Raw genomic sequence first — 19,196 nt, forward strand, 5'->3', positions numbered from 1 at the left:
TCCGTTCGACTGTTGGAACAACGCCCATGGCGGCCAAAAAAACCCGTAAACTCGCTAAAACCCCGAAGAAGAAGGCACCTGCTCGTTCCAAGCCAGCCAGGAAAGCCACACCTGCTCGCAAGAAAGAAGCTACGAAGCTGAAGAAAAAGCTGCGTGCTCCGGCGGCGAAGCGAGGTCGAGAGACGGCGAAGAAGGCCGCACGCAAAGCGGCGCCTGCGCGTGCCGTGGCGAAGAAGAAGGCTCGGCTCGAGAAGCGCAAAGTGGCTGCGCCGAAGGTGAAGAAGGCCGCCGCGCGCCCGGAGAAGAAGCGAGTCAAGGCCGCAGTCGTCAAGAAGGTCAAGACCGTCAAGAAGGTCAAGAAGATCGCGCGCAAGCCCGAGCGCGTGGTCGAGAAGCGCGAGCTGCGCAAGAAGAAGCTCGAGGCGAAGGCCAAGAAGGCCGAGCGTGCCGAGCGCGCAGCGCGTGCTGTAGCGCGTGAAAAACGCGCGGAGAAAGCGGAGCGAATCCTTCGCAAGAAGCTTCTCAAGGAGCGCAAGCGTGCTGCGGAAGAAGCGAAAGAAGCGAAAGCCGCGAAGGTAGCGAAGCGTGCTGCGGCGGTTGAAGAAGAGCGACCGAAGAAGAAAAAGAAGAAGAAGGTCGTCGCTGAAAAGGCCGTCGCTGAAGCCAAGCCCCCGAAGAAGGCCGAAGTGGCCGAGGGCAAGGTCAAGCTCAAAAAGAAAAAGAAGGTCGTAGCGGCCGAAGCTGTCGAGGCACCGCGGAAGAAGGCGAAGCTCGAAGAGAAGGCGCCCGAAAAGAAGATCAAGGCCAAGGGTGCGCCTGCCGAGAAGGTTCAGGAAAAGGTCGCCAAGCCGGTCGGCGAGGGGAAGGCGAAGGCAGCGCCGGTTGCGGAGAAGGTCAAGGTTCGGGAAGGCGAGAAGCCCTCGAAGATCGTCGGGAAAGCAAAGCCCGAAGAGAAGGGCGCGCCGGTCAAAGCGGAGAAGGGCGCGCCGGTCAAAGCGAAGGCGACGGACGGCGAGAAGGCTGCCGGCAAGGCCGAGAAAAAAGCGCCTAAGCTCGAGAAGCCCAGTGCAGGCGAAGGCAAAGCGAAAGAACCGCGCATCATGGCGGTCCGCGAGCCTGCGCCACGCATTGCGACGATTCCGCTGCCGCTCTTGGCTCCGCCCCGAAAGCCCACCATCGAAGAGCGTTCGGAAATCATCGAAAAGCGGCTCGACTCGCAAACGGAAGAATTCCGGCGCGCGTATACCGATCGTTTCGATATGTCGTGGATTTTCCACGACAGCGCACTCGAAGGCGTCGTTTACACGTTCGAGGAGCTGCGTTCGGGCCTCGGAAGCATGGCGTCCCATTATGCGGATACGGGCATGCAGCCGACGTACGACGACATTCGGCGGCACAAGGAAGCCATCGACTTCGTGCGCGATTACGCCAAGAAAAAGCTACCGATCACGATCGACGTCATTCGGAAGATCTATTTGATCCTGCATCCGGAAGAGGGCGATATCAAAACGGTGAAGTACCGGAAAGACATCCCGCAGCATCGGCTGTATTTCCACGAGTATTCGCCGCCCGACAAGATCCCCTACAAGGTGCGGCAAATCGTAGATTGGTTGAATGACCCGGAGACCCGCAAGACGCGTAATGCACTGCGTATCGCCGCTCGTGCTCACTACGACCTCTTGCGTGTCTATCCATTCCAGAGCGACAGCGGCAAGGTAGCGCGGCTTTTCATGAACCTCCTCTTGATGAGGTCGGGTTTGCCGCCGTCGATCATTCATTCCACCGAGCGGCAGCGTTATTACGAGGCGCTCAAGGGATCGGCCACGACGGTGCTGCAAATGGTGCAAGAAGCCGTCGAAAACGCGCTGTCGAGCGTAGAGAAGCTGCTCGACGAATACGAAACCCGCAAGCGCGCGTTCGTGAGCTGAGGAGTGCCCGGCAAGAGCCCGTTGAGTCGTCGTTCACGTAACGGTTCAACGGGCTGCTGAACGGGCGCGCCAAACCCAGTCACCAAATCCAAACAATTCAATATTCGTACGAGACGAACTGGGTTCGTCGCGGTAGACTCGGGCCACGTCCATGGCCACGAACTCGACCACCGCTGCACGACAAAAGGCTTTGGCCATCTACGATCGGCTGCTTCGGATTCATCCGGATGCGCATTGCGAGCTCGAGCATGTGGACCCGTTCCAGTTGCTCGTCGCGGTCGTGCTGAGCGCGCAGACGACCGACGTGCTCGTCAATCAGGTCACGCCGACGCTCTTCGCGCGCTGGCCGGACGCGCGGTCGCTTTCGACGGCGTCGGTGGACGACGTATCGACGGTGCTGCGCACGCGTCTTGGCATGTACAACCAGAAGGCCAAGAACATCGTTGGACTAGCAAAGAAGCTGGTCGAAAAGCATGGAAGTCAGGTTCCTCGAACGCTGGAGGAACTGGTGGCGTTGCCAGGGGTGGGTCGAAAGACGGCGAACGTGGTGCTCGGCGTGGCGTTCGGCATTCCGTCGGGCGTCGTGGTCGATACGCACGTGCAGCGTTTGTCGCAGCGGCTTGGTTTTACCAAACAAACCACACCGGAAACGATCGAGAAGGATTTGTCGGAATTATTTCCGCGCGATCATTGGGTGATGTTGGCGCACACGCTCATTTTTCACGGCAGGCGAGTGTGTTTTGCGCAGCGTCCGGCGTGTGCGGCGTGTGGTGTCAATGATTTGTGCCCGAACGCGTTTCGAGCGGAGAAGGTGGGGCGCAAGCCGCCGAGGAAGCGAAAGGTCATCGTCGCGGAGCCTGAGGTAACTGGGGGACGCGTGGCAAGGAAACGTGCTGCGACGTCAACGAAGAAAGCGGCCGCGAAGAAGACCGCTGCGAAGAAAGCTACGTCCAAGAAGACCGCTACGAAGCGGGCGCTGTCGCTGACATAGCCCGGTCGTGTTGCGTCATCTTTTGTTAAATCATCCCCCAATTCCAACCCACTTTTCTTGTGGACAGTGCAGAGACCACGTCTTTGCGCCTCTGCGTCTTTGCCCCTTTGCGTTGTTCTTCGGGGTTGAGAACGTATCCGATGTCTTGACGTCGCCAGCGCGTACGTCGACACTGTTGGGATGACGAGCGAGACCGACGGGGCCGTGGAGCATTTCGATGTATTGATCGTGGGCGCCGGGCTGTCGGGCATTGCCGCGGGCTACTACCTGCAAACGCGTTTGCCAGGCAAGCGGTACGCCATCTTGGAGGGGCGAGGTGCGATTGGCGGAACGTGGGACCTGTTCCGTTATCCCGGCATCCGATCCGATTCCGACATGTTTACGCTCGGTTACTCCTTCAAGCCTTGGAAGAACCCGAAATCGATTGCGGACGGGCCGTCGATTCTTGCGTATGTGCGCGAAACAGCTCAGGAATATGGCATTGATCGCCACATTCGATTTCATCAGCGCGTGCAAGCAGCGTCGTGGTCATCGAAAGAAGCGCGATGGACGGTCGATGTCACGGTAGGGCCCGACGCGACGCCTTTTCGTTATACGTGCAATTTTCTTTATGCATGCGCCGGATATTATCGTTATGAGGAAGGATATACGCCCGTTTTCCCTGGGCGCGATGATTTCGAGGGAATCATCGTCCACCCGCAACATTGGCCCGAGGACCTCGATTATCGCGGAAAACGAGTGGTCGTCATTGGCAGCGGGGCGACGGCAATGACGCTCGTGCCAGCCATGGCGCCGACCGCGGAGCATGTCACGATGGTGCAGCGATCGCCCACGTACGTGCTTTCATTGCCATCCGAGGATCGTATTGCGAACAAGCTGCGCGAGGTATTGCCGGAGAAAACGGCGAACACGGTCGCGCGGTGGAAAAACGTGACATTCGCGACGGCGTTTTTCCAATTGTGCCGAAGGGCGCCCGAGGCGGCGCGAAAGCTGTTGCGCAAAGGCGTCGAAGCAGGGCTACCGAATTTCGACATCGATACGCATTTCAATCCGCATTATTCGCCGTGGGATCAGCGGCTCTGCGTGATACCCGATTCGGATCTTTATCGGACCATTCGAACAGGCAAGGTGTCGGTCATTACGAATCAAATTCGTACGTTCACGAAAAAAGGCATTTTGCTCGAATCGGGCGAAGAATTGCAGGCCGACATCATCGTGACGGCGACGGGATTGCAATTGCTCTCGTGCGGTGGGATTCGTTTCGATGTCGATGGGCGTGACGTCGAGATATCCAAGACATTCGTGTACAAGGGATTGATGTTGAGCGACGTGCCGAACTTTGCGCTTTGTGCGGGCTACACGAATGCATCGTGGACGCTGCGTGCCGAGCTTTCGACACGTTATGTGTGTCGGCTCCTCGAACACATGGATCGCAAAGGCTATCGGCAATGCGTCGCGCATCTTCACGAAGGTTCCGTGGAGACTCGGCCGCTGCTCGATTTGACCGCGGGGTACGTGCAGCGAGCGATTGAAAAATTCCCGAAACAGGGCACGAAGGCGCCGTGGTATTTCCCCCAAAACTATTTCATCGATTCGGTGATGATGCGGTTTGGGTCGGTGGACGACGGGGTGATGACGTTTTCGGGGTCCTGAAATGGTCGAGCCGAAAGCGGTAGCCCTTGACTTCATGTTCACAAGAAATCTGTCGTGTTCCTAGAAATTGGCACGTAACGAGTTGTGAATAATGTGCTTGTGTTCGTAGCTGCAATGCACGTAGATTCGTTTCCGTAGGGGAAACGCGTGGCAACGGACATCAAGCTTGACGAATCGCAGGTGATCGTCGAAGCCCACGGGCTCGAAATCACGGGACCAGACCTCGAAATCGACGCAGCCGAACGGCGCGCAGGTGCGGGCGGTACGAACCGCCGGGCGCTCGTGCATGGTCCGGGCGACGCGCTCGTCGTGAATTGGGGTCAAGATTATACAGGTGGCGTGTATTTGAATGGGCTCGTGCGGGCGCTCAACGACGTCACGGTGCCTGCAATGGCATGGCCGTCGCAAATTCGAGCCAATGGGCGCATCGAACCGCTTGGGGTCACGCCAACCCAGGTCGAAACGGTGGCGGTCGGCGCGGAAATCACGCGATTGCGTGGTGAAATGGCGGTGCTTCGCGAGCATGTGGAATTGCTGCGCATGCAGGCGTCGATTCGCGCGGACGCGTCGCATTACACGCAAGATGGTTGGCGCTGGTGTTGCCGCTGCGCGGGACTCGTTTATGGAACGAATGTGACGCGTAGCGTTTGTCCGGCTCCGGGTGGAGGACCGCACGATACGAGCCAAAGCGGTGAATACGTGCTGTTTCCGCATAAATCTCGTTATGCGGGTCAAAGCGGTTGGGGATGGTGCAACAAGTGCCAGGGGCTTTGTCACGGCTCCGCCGTGCTCAGTGGCCATTGTCCGGCAGGATCCGCTCATGATCGCACCGATTCGCCCAATTATTTGATTTGGGCAGCCGAAAATCCGCAAGGCAGCTCGGCAGCCAAAGACTTCCCCGCGCAAGACAATTGGCGCTGGTGCAGTCGCTGTTATGGCCTGCTCCATAGCGGTGGCGGTGTTTGTCCGGCCCCGGGAGGCGGCCCGCACACCAACCAGAGCTGGAATTACCACTTGCAAACGAAATAAGCCGCGGCGGAGGCTACGATGGCCCAACCTCTCTCGACGCTCGAGTATTTGCGAGGTGCTGGTTTGTCCTCGGACGTGCCCATTTCGCTTTCGCAAACGCTGAATCTCGCGACGGGCTCGCGTTTGCGCGCGGCGATCGAACGATTGCGAACGACGTCGGTTTTCGAGTTTCGGGCGAAGCTTCCTCCGGGAGCCGTGGTGCTCGCCGTCGGCGTCGACGAATTGCAGCAAGCCGTGCTCGAACGAATGGCCGGATCGCAAGAGCCGCGCGATATCATGGTGTGGTCACGCGATGGCGCCGAAATGCTGGTGCACGTGCCTTGCGCGTTGCAATTGACGGGGGGATATTTGCTAGCGCATTTCCACGTCGAAACGGTCGAAACTGGCCCCATTGAATTGAAGCTCGTGTTTTTCCTGGGCAATGTCGATGCTGGGGCGGGCAAGGCTGCGAGCGTGACGCATTCGACGGATGCGCCAGACGCGATCATCGACGCATGGGGCGATACATTGCGAGCGGCGGTGTGGGAAGGCGTGCTCGATATCATCGAAGGTGCGGCGGTTCTGGCAAGTCAGGCGGCGGGCGATGTTCCGTTGCGGGTTCTCGGCTTCATCGGCGGCGAAAATAGGATATTGATTGCAGTGGGGGCCTGAGCGATGTCGACGAACGGCGAAAAAAAGCAGACGCCCGCTAGCTCCATCTTGCTCGATGCATCCTGTCGGGCGCTTGGCATTTACAAAAAAGTGCCGCCCGACGACAAGGTCGAATACCAATTCCCCTGGTTTCTCAGTCCGCTGGGCAGTTCCAAAACGGCACTCGCCACGCAAGCTCAAAAGCCCATCGTCGATGCATTGAAGGCGATCCTGACGCTCGATCCGCCCGGCCAAACGACGTCGCCATGGTTTTTCCGGCTGCACAAGTGGGTACCGATTTGGCTCCTGGTGAACGAATTACCCAATGCCGGCCCGCTGGAATTCGATGTGGTGGCGCAGGTGCCGCGTCCTGCAAACCCGACGGCGTTTGCGGCAGTAGACGTGCCGAATCTGGCCGTTCGTGCGCGCTTGGTAAAACTCGTTGCGGGCGGACAAACCGTGGCCGAATTGCAGGATCCCGTGACGCTCGGGGTACGCCTGAGCATTGCCGAGGCCGATCCAGCGCTTACCAACTTGCCGCTGTTTGCAATCTTCGACCTTCAGCTTGCCATGAAGGATCCGCACGAGCTGACGCTCGAATTGACTGACAGCTCGTTTTTGACGACGTCCAATCCAAAGACATCGAGCGAGCAGGCAGCGACACGGTCGGTCGTGTGGAAAACGAACGATTCGCCGGTCTTACCGCTCGTGCACACGACCCTTTTGGTATTGCGCGCCTGGGTGGTGAAGTTATGCAAGACAAACCCCGAGCCGCATATCGCGTGGCGCCTCTACAAGCATCTTTTTCCGCTGCTCGAGGGAACGAAGGGGCCGCAGAATCAAGAGGTTTTGCCCGCATTTCCAATCCAAGCCCTCAAACCGGATTTGTCAGCGCTGAAGCCGTGGCTCAGCAAATTCTTGAATCCAAACGCGGTCATTACGGCAATTTATCATCTGCGGGGACTTCTCACGGGGAAGGACTCGTGGGGAACCGCGCCCGGTTCAGCCATTGCATGGTTTTCTGCGCCGCCGAACGTGGATCAAAACGATTACCACCACGAACCTCCGCAACCTTACGATTTGGGTTTGGTGGTTCGTACCGACGGCGACGTCAATGAGGGCAATGCGTCGCTGGGCTTGCGCGGGCAAGCGTGTTGGGACGTCGGGGACCAAACGACGCGAGTGGGCTTGGCGATTGAGGGCGAATTGCTGCGTGCGGCATGGGAAGGGCTCGGCAGCTTCGACCCCGACAATCCCACGACGCTGACGTTGCCAAGCGGCGCCAAATGCAATGTGACCGCGGGCGAGCTGGCGCTTTTTGTGGTGCTCGAAAAAGTAGTAGATCTTGCCAATACGAACGCTTCGCTCGTAACGGTTGCTCCGTTTGGCGCGTTGAAACGCGTCGAAGTGGGCGCTCGATGGCGCAACGGCGCGATGACGACATTCGTTCGCGTAACGACGACGACTAATTTGGTGCATTCGTTCGCGCAGGCGAGTCCGCAAGCGATTGCTACGCTGGCCGAATTGTCGATGGTTCCCGATGCGGTAAAAACAGCGGTGACGGGCGATGCTGCGTCCTTGCTGAATGCGGTCATCCAATGGGCGAAGGGTCATCTTGGGAATGCCTCGATCGAATTGGGCGGCTTCGCGACGCTTGGCTTCAGCGCAAACGACAATGCCGTAAACCTCGGTATCAATGACAATGCATTCGGCGGTCCTGTTCGGTTAGCGAATACTTCGTTCAACGTGTCGAGCAGCGGCGTGTCGATGACGATGGGCGTGCAAGCAGCTCCAGAATTGGGTTTGTCCACGTCGCCTTCGTTGCAGTGGACGCTGAGTGACGGCACGCCCGATCTCACAGTACATTACGGCAATGCATCATTTTCATTGCTCAATCCGAACGTCACGGTAAATCAAATCGCCAAGGACGTTTTGCGGCCCATGGTCGCAGGGCTCGCCAATGACGTTTTGAATCAAGAGATCTCGAGCGGATTCACCATTGGTGATTTGTTGAATCTGGTTGGGCTCCAAGAATCGGGTTGGGCACCGCCGTCGCCCGAAGTCGTGCTGAATCAAATCCTCACGACGTTCAACATTGCAACGCCGGTCAATGGATCGAGCCCGCCTCAATTCAATCTGACCTCCAACCTTGGCTTCAGCGACGGCGATGTGCGGCTGAACGTCGGCGCCATCAAGCTGGGCATTTTCGACAATGGAGCCATCAAGCCGACCCTGGAGATCGCAGATGTGGTGCTGGAAGCAAACAGCGAACTAGGAAAACCGCTGTATGCGAATGATTGGTTCTCGGTTGGCAAGCTGGGCATGGGGGCAAGCGTCGGCGTCGCAGAGCTGAAACACATTGCATTGCAAGTGCACGACGTGCGATTGCCGCTCGGAAGCGCAGGCGAGTGGTGGTGCAGGGCTTTTGTCGACCGGAAAAGACAATCCGGGCTTGGGTATCGAGCTGCGTTATGAAAATGGCCTCAGCGCCAAGTTTTTGGATGGAAGCCAGGAAATACGCATGGCCATCGATCGCGTCATTGGGCCGATCGATGTGCAACGAATGCGCGCTTCGCTTGCAGGGCAGGGCGAAGCCACGACCGCGTCGATCACGTTCGATGCGGAATTCAAGCTGGGCGGTGTACGCATTGCCCCGCAAGGGCTCGGCGTCTCGATTCCGTTGAAGCACGTCGCCGAACCGAATCAATGGAGCGCAACGCTCGAGGGGCTCGCGCTGTCGTTCCGCGCATCGGGCATCAGCCTCTCTGGAATGCTGGCGAAAACCGATACGGGATTCGTCGGTCAAGCGGCGCTCGATGCATTCGGCTTTCAGCTCGGAGCGCTCGCGGCCTACGAAAAAGTCGCGCCGGATGACGTTGCATCGCTCGTGGTGTTCGGCGTGCTCGACGCAATGCTCGGAGGGCCTCCGTTTTTCGTGGTGACTGGCGTTGCGGCGGGCTTTGGCGTCAATCGCGCATTCGATAGGCCGAAGCGTACGGCGGATCTGAAAAAAAATCCATTGCTCGTGACAATGGACGGCGAAGCGATGGATCTGGCGAGCTTCCGCTCCAATTTGGCGCCGAAGCCTGGAGCGTATTGGCTGGCGGCCGGTGTCAAATTCGTGTCGTACGGATTCATCAAGGGCCGCGCGCTTTTGTACGTGCTTTTCGACGGCGGCTTCGAGCTCGGGCTGATTGCACTTGCAAAAATGGAAATCCCTTCGCTGGTCTTGGTTCAACTGGCGATTGAAGCGGGCCTGAGCACGCGCGAAGAACCTACGCTGTATGCCAAGGCCGCTCTTTACGATAGCTGGCTCTTGCACGAAGATTGCAAATTGACTGGCGGATTTGCATTGCAAGTATGGCCGGGGCTGGGCGATGCGGTGATCACGCTGGGCGGTTATCACCCACGGTTTGCCAAGCCAGACCGCTACCCGGACGTGGATCGAATTGGTTTTCGGTGGTCCCTCGGAAGCGCCATTTCAATCAAGGGAAGCTGCTATTTCGCGATGACCCCACGCGAAGCGATGGGCGGCGGACGGCTCGAAGTCGAAGGGACGTGGGGACCACTTTCGGCCGGATTCCGCGCAGCCGTCGATGGGCTCATTCAATGGGATCCATTCTATTTCGATGTGATGATCGACGTGGGCGTCTGGCTCGCCATCGATACGTGGCTCGGCAAACTGCGATTGTCACTCGGTGTTGGCCTGCACGTGCATGGGCCTCCCATCGGTGGAACTGCGACGATCGATATCGCGGTCATTTCAATCGACATTCCTTTTGGCGACCAAAGTTCACCCAATACAGCGGCTTTGCCCGTTGCCAAGGTATTGCGGGATCACCTGCAGGTGGCATTGCCTGCGGGCACGGCAGAAAATGCTGGCGTCGTGCGCTGGAATGCCCTGGATTTGCTCGCGTCCGATGCCAAAGCGCCATTGCGTGTGAGCGTCGCGTGGGGGCAAGTCGGGAAATCACAAGAACAATCGAGTGCGCCGCGAAAGCTACGACTGGCGAGCGAATTCAAATTGCGCATTGAAAGCGCGGTGCCATTGACGGAGGTTCGATATACCGGAAATGCGTCATCGCTGCGAGATCCCAACGATCCGCTATACTTGACCCTTGCCAAACAGCAAATTCAGCGCGCAGCGCTCATCTTCGACGGTGAAGGTAGCTGGCACCAAGGCGACGTGGAAGGCGTGTTCGGCGAACGGCCAATGGCGCTGTTTGGCCCGTCGGACGCTGCAGGCGCAGTTGGCGACATGACGTGCGAGGTCACGGTCGAAGTGATCTGGAACATGTCCGCCATGCTGCCAACGGCATGTGAAGTAACAAATCTCACGCCCGAGTATTCGACGGATGCCGAGCGATGCCCGTTGCCGCTCGCGCGCGCGCAAAGTGCTGATTTTGCTCAGCAATCCGCCCTGCTTGGCGGCGGCGGAACGTGGGATTTGGCGGGCCTTCAGGCGGTTGCACCGGCGCTCGCTGCGGAATTGAATTCGATGGGGCGGCCATTGCCACGTAAAAACGTGCCTCTGTCGATGCTCGCCGCAGTCGAGCCGGCCGCGTTCTATCGGCACATGAGCCATCCTTGGAAGCGCCCGCGTGTGACGCATGCCGCCGAGGTGCCGCCGCAATTGCTGGAGCTGGCGTACATGGAGCTGCCCGCGGCACCCGTGGCGTGGTCGGGCGCAACGAGCGTCGCGCTGGAGCATGCCGCCGTGCCGCGAGTGACCTTGCCCATGAGCATTCCTCGTTCACCGCTGCTCGCGGGCGTCGAGCTGCACGTGGTGACGCCGCGCACGCGCAATGTCGCGGTGCCCGCAACGCCGCTTGCGCCGGCAACGATGTTCACGATTGATGGCACAATCCCTCGGAGCGCCTCAGCACCCGCGGGACCCGCGCGGCGAAAGCCATTGGTGATTGACCATTCTGCGTTTACGGGATTGAACGGGCACATCCACGAGGCGGACTTGCGCACGGGCGAAGCGTGTGTGGTGAACCTTGCGCCAAAAGGTGCACGCAAAACGGCACCATGGCGCCTTCTGGCAAATGGCGGGCAATCTCTGCGCGTCGTCGCGCTCAATGCGGTGGATCAGGTCGTCGACGACGTGGACGTCGCATCTGGCGAACAAGCATTCAATTTACCACCAGGTTCGCGGCGACTCGCGCTGGTTGGGCTCGGCGTGAACCCGGGTGCACCGAATGCAATTGGATTCAGCCCGGGAACGACGCTCGTGGGCGTTGGCGCTCGAACTTTCGTCGGACCCGGTTGCGTGCTGGTCGCCAGCGAAGGACCGATGCCCCTGCGTACGCCGCTCGGATCGAGCCCCGCGGCCAAGCTGCTCGAGCACGTGACGCGCGTCGATGTGCGATTGCGTGCGGCACATGGAATCGTTGGCGTGCATGTACAAGCATTGCGGAACGACGCACCCATTGACGCCATTGAATGCTTGGTGAACGGCGAGCAAGTCGCGCCGCAATCCGCTGCCGTGCGTGGCAATTCAATGGTGCTTGCGTTTGCCGCGCCGCCGCTGGTCGCCAATGTCTCGGTGCGCGTGCCCGACGGCGTGCGTATCGTGGGCGTTTCGCGCTGGCCTGCACGTTTCGAGCTGCCAACCAATGTATTCGATGTGGCGATTCATCACGTCGTCCGGCCTCGTGCCGACGCCACACGCTTTCGCCTGGAGGTTATGACATGACGACGTTGCTACCGGGCCAATTGCGAGTGTTCGACAATGCGCTACCGCGGCTACGGCCCGATGCCGAGCGCAATTTTTCCATTGACGTGAGCCTCGTCGTCGAGGGCAACGCCGGCGCAATCGCCGAAGTCCAGCCGAGCACCATTCCGTACGAGCTGGTCGATCCCGGCGCGAATGCGCTTTCCGCGACCGATGTGCTGGCCGTGTATCCGCCCGCGGGCGCTGAAGACGCGACCAACGTAATGCTGCCGCATATCGCGCTCCGCGCGCGCACATTGCCGTGGGCAAACTACGTCGGCGGCGGGTCGACCAATTTGCCTTGGATTGCATTGCTGCTTTTCGTGGGCGACGAGGCGACGTTCGTCACGAACAATGGACGCCGATACGCCGTCGTGTCGAATGCGACGCTTCAGGCGCTTTTGCCTACGCCGGCCGAACGCGAGCTGCTTTGCCACGTTCGCGAGCTGCCGACCGATGATCCCGTGGCCGCCAAAGACGACGATGCCTTCGTTGCCATCGTCATTGGAAACCGCCTTCCGATTGCCGAAAAAACCAATCGCGCTTGCTTGGTCGATTTGCGTAACGTAAATGCCTCGGCCGACCCCAAACAGCTCCCGATTCTCTACGAATGGAGCTTCAAAGCCGGGGATGGCGGCGACTTCGAGGCGTATTTTGACCGCTTGCGCAACCCCACGCCCGAAAACGGAACCGGCGGCGTCGTCGCTTTTGGCATTGCGACGGACGGCCAATCCATTACCAATGACGACGGCGAGCTCGAACTCGCGGCGCCCACGCATGCCGACGCGCAACGCAAAGTCAACTATGCTGGTCCGCTCGTCCCGCTGCCTCGCGCATTGGATGATGCCAGCGTTTGTTCGGCCGACGAGGCGCACGCCGTACGCGATGACGGCCGCGAAGTCGCCACGTACGCGACGGCATTCGAGCTTGGGCGGCTGCTCGCATTGTCGAATGCGACCGTGCTCGAAGGGCTGGTCCATTATCGCGACCACCAATTCCGCCGCAAAGTCGACATCGTCATCGATTCGATCACCAACGACATTCCCCAACATCACCCAGCATTTCGCGGTTCGTGGAAGGACGTCTTCAATGATATTTGGGGAGGTCCGTGGATGCCGAAAACCATCGACACGTTGTGGAGTGGCGGCGCCGATCCCACCGGCCTGCGTTCGCTCGTGGGCAAAATCCCCGGCTTGGATCAAGTGCAAGTCGAGCAACTTGCTCAAATCGGCGGCAATTTTTTCGAGCTTGCATTGACCCGCGTCTCGATGCCCCAAGGTCAAACGTGGCATAGCGCTCCCATCACCATGCCGAGTATCGCCATTGGCGACTTATCCGGGTCGAACGTTGCCGATATTTTGGACAATCGCATGCCCGACCTCCGCGCCAGCATCGCGACGCTCGGTATCGACCAAGAGGGATTGCCATGAGCTTTCGCATTCAATCGACCTTCGAAGGACTCGTGGCCCCGCCGCAAGGCACGCCCGATGGCAAAATCGTCGCCGGGCTGCCGCCCGAAGTGCAAACGTGGCTCGAAGATCTGATGCTCCTGCGCGGCGTGCCGCTCCATTACATCGTGCCCGATCCGAGACTTTTGCCCCCGGAATCCATTCGTTTTTTCCACATCGACCCCACCTGGACCGCGCGCCTCGTCGACGGCGCCCTTGCAGCCGCGAACGTCGGCGGATCGCGCGTCGCGCTCAGCAAACCAATGCTCGCGTACGTGCGCAAAATGGTCGCAGCAGGGCTCGCGCAGCGGCTCTTCGGCAACCAAAACGAAATTCACTTGCCAATGCTTTCGGGCATGTTGATTCGCTCGGACTTGGTGCGTCGCTGGCCGGGCCTGAACGTGACCGCATTGGAAGGTAACCAAGCGCTGACGCTGGCGCGCAAAGAGCGCATTGCATCGGGGCTCATGATCGTCATCTTCGCCGGCGTGCCCACGCGCGTGGAGATTGCCGAACCATTCGAAGGAACGCGTTTCGGCGTGGAGCTCAAAGGGACCGCGTTTTCCATCCAAATTCGCCAAAACAATGGCAGCTTCGTGATGGAAAACAATATCCCAAAAACGGTCGCGGTGCAGCCTCGCACAGGCAGTAGCGGCGTGCTCGACATCCAACAACTCGCCAATGCCGTGCACACGGCGCTCGGCTTGCCCGCGTCCACGCCGCTTGGCGCAGCAATGCTCTCGCTGAGTCTTCAGCAGCAACCTTTCGTGCAGGTATTCGCTGGCTCGGATACCGTCGAAACAGCGCGGCTTCAACGAATTCAGCAGGTGCTCGCGTCGCTCCAAGCTGGCAATGGAGGAACCTGATCATGCCGCGTTCCCTCTACCTTCCCGTACACCTTCACGCCAAACTCGTATTGCCCGGCGCTCCTGCGACGAATCCTCCAGCCTTGGATGGGGGCGTTTTCAACGCACCTGTCGGCGATGCATTGGCCCATGGAGTTCATCTGCATTGGGCACTCCCCGATGCGCTCACCCGCGGGCACATCGACGGAAATGCCCTGCAATTTCCTGCTCTTCCGGATCGCTGGCTCGTCATTCGTTTCGCCACCGTTTCCACGTCCCCGCCTGCTCCCGGCACCGCTCCCGCACGACGCTCGTGCAAAGCCTTCGTCCTCGATGCGAAAGTGCCTGGCACCTTGCAGCCCATCGGAGCCCATTCTTTTGCGCCCGAACGTGAATCTCGATGGCTCACGGCCCTCGGCCTTTTGCCCGAAGGCAAAGCCATTGGCGAAGGCTCGGTGAGCGCGCAAAAGCATCTCGAAGCCGCTTATTACGCAACCTCCAAAGGCCGCTTCGGCTGCCATGACGACCTCGCCGACCTCGGCGCAATCGATTGGACTTTGCTGCACCTCTCGTATCTCGTCATTGGCCATTATACGGCGCCCAGCGAAGATCCGCTCACGCGGGCAGCTTCCGATACCGCGCGTAATGAATGGCTCGAACGCATGCGATTGCACGTCGACCTGTCCGAGCGGTTTCTCCGGCGACAACCCCCACTCTCCACAACGGTGCTCGCGGCGCAACGACCACTTCACCACAGCAACGTGAGCATTCCGGATTTCCAAGGATTTCCTACATCAATCGACGACGGGTACTTTGCCGACGCGGTCGGAGGCATTAGCCAAGGCCCACGCATGACGAATGTCATTGCGCGCCTCGAGGCCAACGAGGAATCCACGAGGTTCTGGAGACAGCAGGTTTCGCTGCAAGTTAGCGAATCGACGTCTGCCATCCCCATGCAATCCGAGGATACAGATGCCGTGCCTTCGCGGCTCGTTTGCCATGGCTCTGTCGTCGACGTGGGTTCTGGTGGCGCGTATTGGACGTCTTCCAATACTGTGGGCCAAAGCGTCAGCATCGTCGAAAGCGTCAATGCAGCCATCGATAACGCGCTTTTGAACATTGGCGGCGCCGAAGTGCTCAGTTTGCTCCGCGAAGGCCTCGATGGAGACGTGACATCGCCTGCTGGTCGCCAGGCGCTCGGGCATTTGCTGCATGCTTCGAGCTTCGATGGCGCACCGGATACGATATCGCCCGCCGAATACGATCATTCGCTCGTCATTCGCGACCCGAACGGCGCAGCCGCGCCCCCATTGCCGCAGCTTCCGCCGCAAACGCCGGTGCGTATCGTCGATCGGCGCACCATTCCCGATGCCAAGCTCCCGCTCGGTGTTCTTGCCGCAGACATTGCTGCACTCGTCGCGTCGCTCGGCAATTCGGTGCGCGTGGAAATCGAATCGCGCTTGCGCAGCCATCCTCGTTGGTATCGCGCGAGTAGCCCGATCGTGCAGCTCAGCGGTCAAGGCCGCGGCTTTCGGCACGGTCACGACGGCCGCATGCGCCTCGACGGCCGGCTGCTTTGTCGCGCCGGCGGACAAGCCGTATCCAGCGTGGCGCTCGAGGTCCCTGACATACCGAGCAGCCGGTCGCGCATCATTGGCCAATCGCTCGTCGACCTCGGCCTGGAGCTATCCGTCGAGCCTGCATTCGTGCGCGAGCTCATTTACGAGCACGTTTTGCTCGATCCGACCAATGCGCCGCAAGCCGCTGCAATGTGGATGCTCGGCGCGGTCGATCAATCGCAATATGCAGCGAACAAGGCCCACGAAGCATTTCGACGGGCCACCGAAGGCTGGTGGGCCGCGGCCGATCCCACGTTGACCACGAGCCCACCCGCGGCAGCCGCTTTCAATGGCACATTGCCGGCCCCCATTGCCGTGACGCCCTGGTCCGATCCGTGGCTACCGCTTTTTGCCGATATCGAATACAAATTCACGTCCCATTGCGCCAATTCGAACAACGTGGAGCTCGGGCCGGTCGATACACAATTGGTTGGAACATCGTCGGGGCCGTCCATTACGTTGCAAGCGCGTGAAGTGTTGTCGTCGGCGCTGTCGACGAGCTTGGCGAGCGCCATTGATAGGCTGAGCAAGGAGCTCACGACCACGCCTGCGCAGCTTCAAAAGCTCGGCGAATTGGCTCGTAGCTTTGCGAACCTCGATTTGCTCACCATTGGTTTCGGCGATCTCGATCCCACATTGCGACAGCAGAATCACGCCTATCGAGGCGGCGAGCTTTGTATCAACAAGCTGCGCCTCGTCGATGCATTCGGTGTCGTCCGTACGCTCGTGCAGCCGGGCAGTCCGCACAAATGCACGTTGCCGCCGCGTCTGACGCATTGGGCGCGCGTGCAAGCGCGCATGAGCCAAGCGGATGCCCCCATGACATCGACACCTGCGCCCGATGCGGATCCCGTCCGATCGCCCGTTGCAGGGTATCTCGTGTACGACGCCGTCGAGCATGCGATCGAGTTTTTCAATCGAAATGGCGAACCGCTCGGGCAACTTCGCCACGATCGCATCACGAGCCAAGCGAAATGGGAAGGGGCGCCTGGTCGCAGCAATGTGACGGCAATCGATCAGCCCATTTTGGCGACAATCGACCAAGCGCTTCGAGCTGGCCCCGATCCTGGCAGTCTTTCGACCGAAACGGCGCTCATGGCGGCGCTCAGCGTATTCAGCACGGCACGACAATCAATGGCCCCGCGTCAAGCGAGCGACGACCATCTCGCCATGCTTTGCGGTCGTCCCATCGTCGTATTGCGTACGCGTTTCGATTTTCAGCTTGCCAATACAGGCGCGAGCGATCAGCCCGCGGCGGGCAATCCAACCGCTTCGCCGGGCAACATTCGTATTCGTCTCGGGTCGCTCGATCAGGCCAACGACGGAGTGCTTGGCTTTTTCTTGAAGGACCCTACAGCGGGATGGCGGCTGCACGTGGTTCCCTACTACGCCAATCAAACCTGGAAGGACCCGTATCAGGTCGTGCATCCGCTCATTTGCAAAGACACGACCTTCGACCTATCGCCCAATCACCCGCGTGAAGTCATTCTGCTCCTGGACGGCATTTCGGCATTTCATGTGCAGACGGGTTTGCTCCCGCGCAAGCGTATCGATACGACCGAGCTCGTTCCTGCGCGCGTCATGTCGAAACTATTGCCGACGTTGCGCGTAGGTCCGCTATTGCTCAGCGAAAGCATGCCGCGCATTGCGACGGCGAAATTCAACGACCGTCGGTGGAGTTTCGTCGAGCTCACCGAGCGCAATGAAACGAAAGACACGTTTCGCATCACGCCGCTCGAAGCGTTTGCGCCTTCGCTTTCGGAATTGCCCGACGCGCCATTACGCATGGCCGACGGCTGGTTGCGACTGGATGGTGAGTGACAAGGCGCTTGATCAGCGCGAAAACGCGGCAAAAATCCCTCAACATGGGTCGTGCAGCTGCTGCAAGGGGTGTGTTGACGGCTCGACATGGGTCGCGCAGGCCCTGTACGACCCATGTTCACATGTCAACAAGGGGCGTGCAGGAGCTGTTGGCACCACGTTTACCGCTCGACTTGGTGCATGCAGGGCCTGTTCGACCCAAGGTGACGCCTCGAGATGCCTCGGACAGCGCCTGTATGCACCAAGTTGACGCCTCAACACGGGTCGTGCAGGCGCTGCAAGGGGCATGTTGACGATTTCGGTGCCGTTGTCAGCGGACGTGCTCACGCCATTGCGAAATGCGGGGCGAACGTTTTTCTTGACCAATGGTTTGTCCGTGGTAGAGTTCGTCCGGTGCGTTTGGACGAGCTTGCTGACATGCTCCACGGAAAAGCAAAATTTTACGCTTCTCAGCCATCGCCAAGCGTGGTAAAGGAGAGACATGACCACGACTGCTCCAGGGTCTCAAATGGTCAATTCGCAACGGGTCAAACGTCTCCGAGCTTCGGCAGGCGAGGTGCCGTTCGACGACGACCCCACCGAGTATCCTGAAAGCGAAGTCATGTGCCGGGAGCCGGTCGAGACCGAGATTTGCCTGCAGCTCCAGCCGGTGTTGCGCCGGTATCTGGCAGAGCGGGGGATCGTCGCTTTCGTTGGTTCGGACAATTTCATTTATTGGGTCAAGGGGGACATCAAGGCGTGCGTATCGCCGGATCTCTATGTGCTCCCTGGCATTGCCCCAACGAGTCGCCCGACGAAGTGGGCGGGCACCAAGGACGAGCAGTGTTGGAAGACATGGATTCATCAAGTGGTGCCGAGTGTTGCGATCGAGGTAAAAGCGCGGCACGTGCCGCGCAAGGATGAGCTGCAATCGCCGTCTCGCCACGATGCTTTGGGGACCAAGGAATTGATCGTCTTCGATCCGTTCCACCATCGACGCAGATCTCCACGAAAGCGTTTCGCCGTCTACCGAAGGGACGCCGTTGGCAAGCTCGTGATCGTGCTCGAGACCAATGACGATCGGGTGCATTCCGAGCAGCTCGATGCATTCGTCGTGGCTCAAGATAAAGGGGACGACGCACTCTTGCGGCTTGCCGTCGGTCCGAACGGAGAAAAGCTGTTGCCATTCGAGTCGGAGCTCGTGGAGCTGGAGACGCTACGTGCGGATGAACAAACGCGCCTGCGGCAAGAAGCAGCGCAACGGGCGAACGAAGAAGCGCGACGGGCGAACGAAGAAGCGCGACGGGCGAACGAAGAAGCGCGACGGGCGAACGAAGAAGCGCGACGTGTAGCGGAGCTCGAAGCGGAGCTTGCCCGCCTGCGAGCGAGCATGGCCGAACGCCCCAAACGGGGTGCAAAATCCAAGAAGTAGGCGCACGCGCCAACGTCGAGCCTCGTCAATCACCCCCGATACCACAATTACGACTGTCGAAACCATCTGCGCCGGAAAAGCCAGTACTCCGCGCATTAAAACGCG

11 protein-coding genes are annotated in these 19,196 nt (G+C 59.6%); all 11 read left to right on the forward strand.

Annotated features, from left to right (window positions below; genetic code table 11):
• Nucleotides 1-26: 26 nt before the first annotated feature.
• The 11 genes from IPM54_26885 to IPM54_26935 all read left to right on the forward strand — a co-directional run bounded on the left by IPM54_26885 (nucleotide 27) and on the right by IPM54_26935 (nucleotide 19,091).
• The gene (locus tag IPM54_26885) at nucleotides 27-1,928 is read left to right on the forward strand and encodes a Fic family protein (GenBank protein MBK9263417.1); all 1,902 of its coding nucleotides are present in this window, start codon (nucleotides 27-29) and stop codon (nucleotides 1,926-1,928) included.
• A 151-nt stretch (nucleotides 1,929-2,079) separates the two neighbouring features.
• Complete coding sequence (gene nth / locus IPM54_26890) at nucleotides 2,080-2,919, forward strand: endonuclease III (GenBank protein MBK9263418.1); 840 nt, start codon at nucleotides 2,080-2,082, stop codon at nucleotides 2,917-2,919.
• A 180-nt stretch (nucleotides 2,920-3,099) separates the two neighbouring features.
• A complete protein-coding gene (locus tag IPM54_26895; GenBank protein ID MBK9263419.1) occupies nucleotides 3,100-4,572 on the forward strand; it encodes an NAD(P)/FAD-dependent oxidoreductase in 1,473 nt (490 codons plus the stop codon).
• 147 nt (nucleotides 4,573-4,719) lie between these two features.
• On the forward strand, nucleotides 4,720-5,601 hold the full coding sequence (locus IPM54_26900) for a hypothetical protein (protein ID MBK9263420.1): 882 nt from the start codon (nucleotides 4,720-4,722) through the stop codon (nucleotides 5,599-5,601).
• An 18-nt stretch (nucleotides 5,602-5,619) separates the two neighbouring features.
• Nucleotides 5,620-6,252, forward strand: a complete 633-nt coding sequence (locus tag IPM54_26905) for a hypothetical protein (protein ID MBK9263421.1) — start codon at nucleotides 5,620-5,622, stop codon at nucleotides 6,250-6,252.
• A 3-nt stretch (nucleotides 6,253-6,255) separates the two neighbouring features.
• Nucleotides 6,256-8,706 carry a hypothetical protein gene (locus tag IPM54_26910; GenBank protein MBK9263422.1) on the forward strand — a complete coding sequence of 817 codons (2,451 nt, stop codon included), beginning with the start codon at nucleotides 6,256-6,258 and terminating at the stop codon, nucleotides 8,704-8,706.
• The gene (locus IPM54_26915; protein MBK9263423.1) at nucleotides 8,591-11,929 is read left to right on the forward strand and encodes a hypothetical protein; all 3,339 of its coding nucleotides are present in this window, start codon (nucleotides 8,591-8,593) and stop codon (nucleotides 11,927-11,929) included. Before IPM54_26910 ends, IPM54_26915 begins: the two co-directional genes overlap by 116 nt.
• Nucleotides 11,926-13,377: a hypothetical protein gene (locus IPM54_26920; GenBank protein MBK9263424.1), complete on the forward strand. Its 1,452-nt coding sequence runs from the start codon at nucleotides 11,926-11,928 to the stop codon at nucleotides 13,375-13,377. Before IPM54_26915 ends, IPM54_26920 begins: the two co-directional genes overlap by 4 nt.
• Nucleotides 13,374-14,261 (forward strand): hypothetical protein, encoded by an 888-nt coding sequence (locus IPM54_26925; GenBank protein ID MBK9263425.1) that lies wholly within the window; start codon nucleotides 13,374-13,376, stop codon nucleotides 14,259-14,261. Before IPM54_26920 ends, IPM54_26925 begins: the two co-directional genes overlap by 4 nt.
• A 2-nt stretch (nucleotides 14,262-14,263) precedes the next feature.
• Nucleotides 14,264-17,680, forward strand: a complete 3,417-nt coding sequence (locus IPM54_26930) for a hypothetical protein (GenBank protein MBK9263426.1) — start codon at nucleotides 14,264-14,266, stop codon at nucleotides 17,678-17,680.
• Between the two features lie 481 nt (nucleotides 17,681-18,161).
• Complete coding sequence (locus tag IPM54_26935; protein ID MBK9263427.1) at nucleotides 18,162-19,091, forward strand: hypothetical protein; 930 nt, start codon at nucleotides 18,162-18,164, stop codon at nucleotides 19,089-19,091.
• The last annotated feature ends 105 nt before the right edge of the window (nucleotides 19,092-19,196 follow it).

This window comes from Polyangiaceae bacterium (assembly GCA_016715885.1).
Lineage (GTDB): Bacteria > Myxococcota_A > Polyangia > Polyangiales > Polyangiaceae > Polyangium.

Coding starts and splice junctions, on each gene's coding strand:
- IPM54_26935 (MBK9263427.1), top strand. CDS start 18,162: ATGACCACGACTGCTCCAGGGTCTCAAATGGTCAATTCGCAACGGGTC.
- IPM54_26895 (MBK9263419.1), top strand. CDS start 3,100: ATGACGAGCGAGACCGACGGGGCCGTGGAGCATTTCGATGTATTGATC.
- IPM54_26925 (MBK9263425.1), top strand. CDS start 13,374: ATGAGCTTTCGCATTCAATCGACCTTCGAAGGACTCGTGGCCCCGCCG.
- IPM54_26910 (MBK9263422.1), top strand. CDS start 6,256: ATGTCGACGAACGGCGAAAAAAAGCAGACGCCCGCTAGCTCCATCTTG.
- IPM54_26905 (MBK9263421.1), top strand. CDS start 5,620: ATGGCCCAACCTCTCTCGACGCTCGAGTATTTGCGAGGTGCTGGTTTG.
- nth (MBK9263418.1), top strand. CDS start 2,080: ATGGCCACGAACTCGACCACCGCTGCACGACAAAAGGCTTTGGCCATC.
- IPM54_26885 (MBK9263417.1), top strand. CDS start 27: ATGGCGGCCAAAAAAACCCGTAAACTCGCTAAAACCCCGAAGAAGAAG.
- IPM54_26920 (MBK9263424.1), top strand. CDS start 11,926: ATGACGACGTTGCTACCGGGCCAATTGCGAGTGTTCGACAATGCGCTA.
- IPM54_26930 (MBK9263426.1), top strand. CDS start 14,264: ATGCCGCGTTCCCTCTACCTTCCCGTACACCTTCACGCCAAACTCGTA.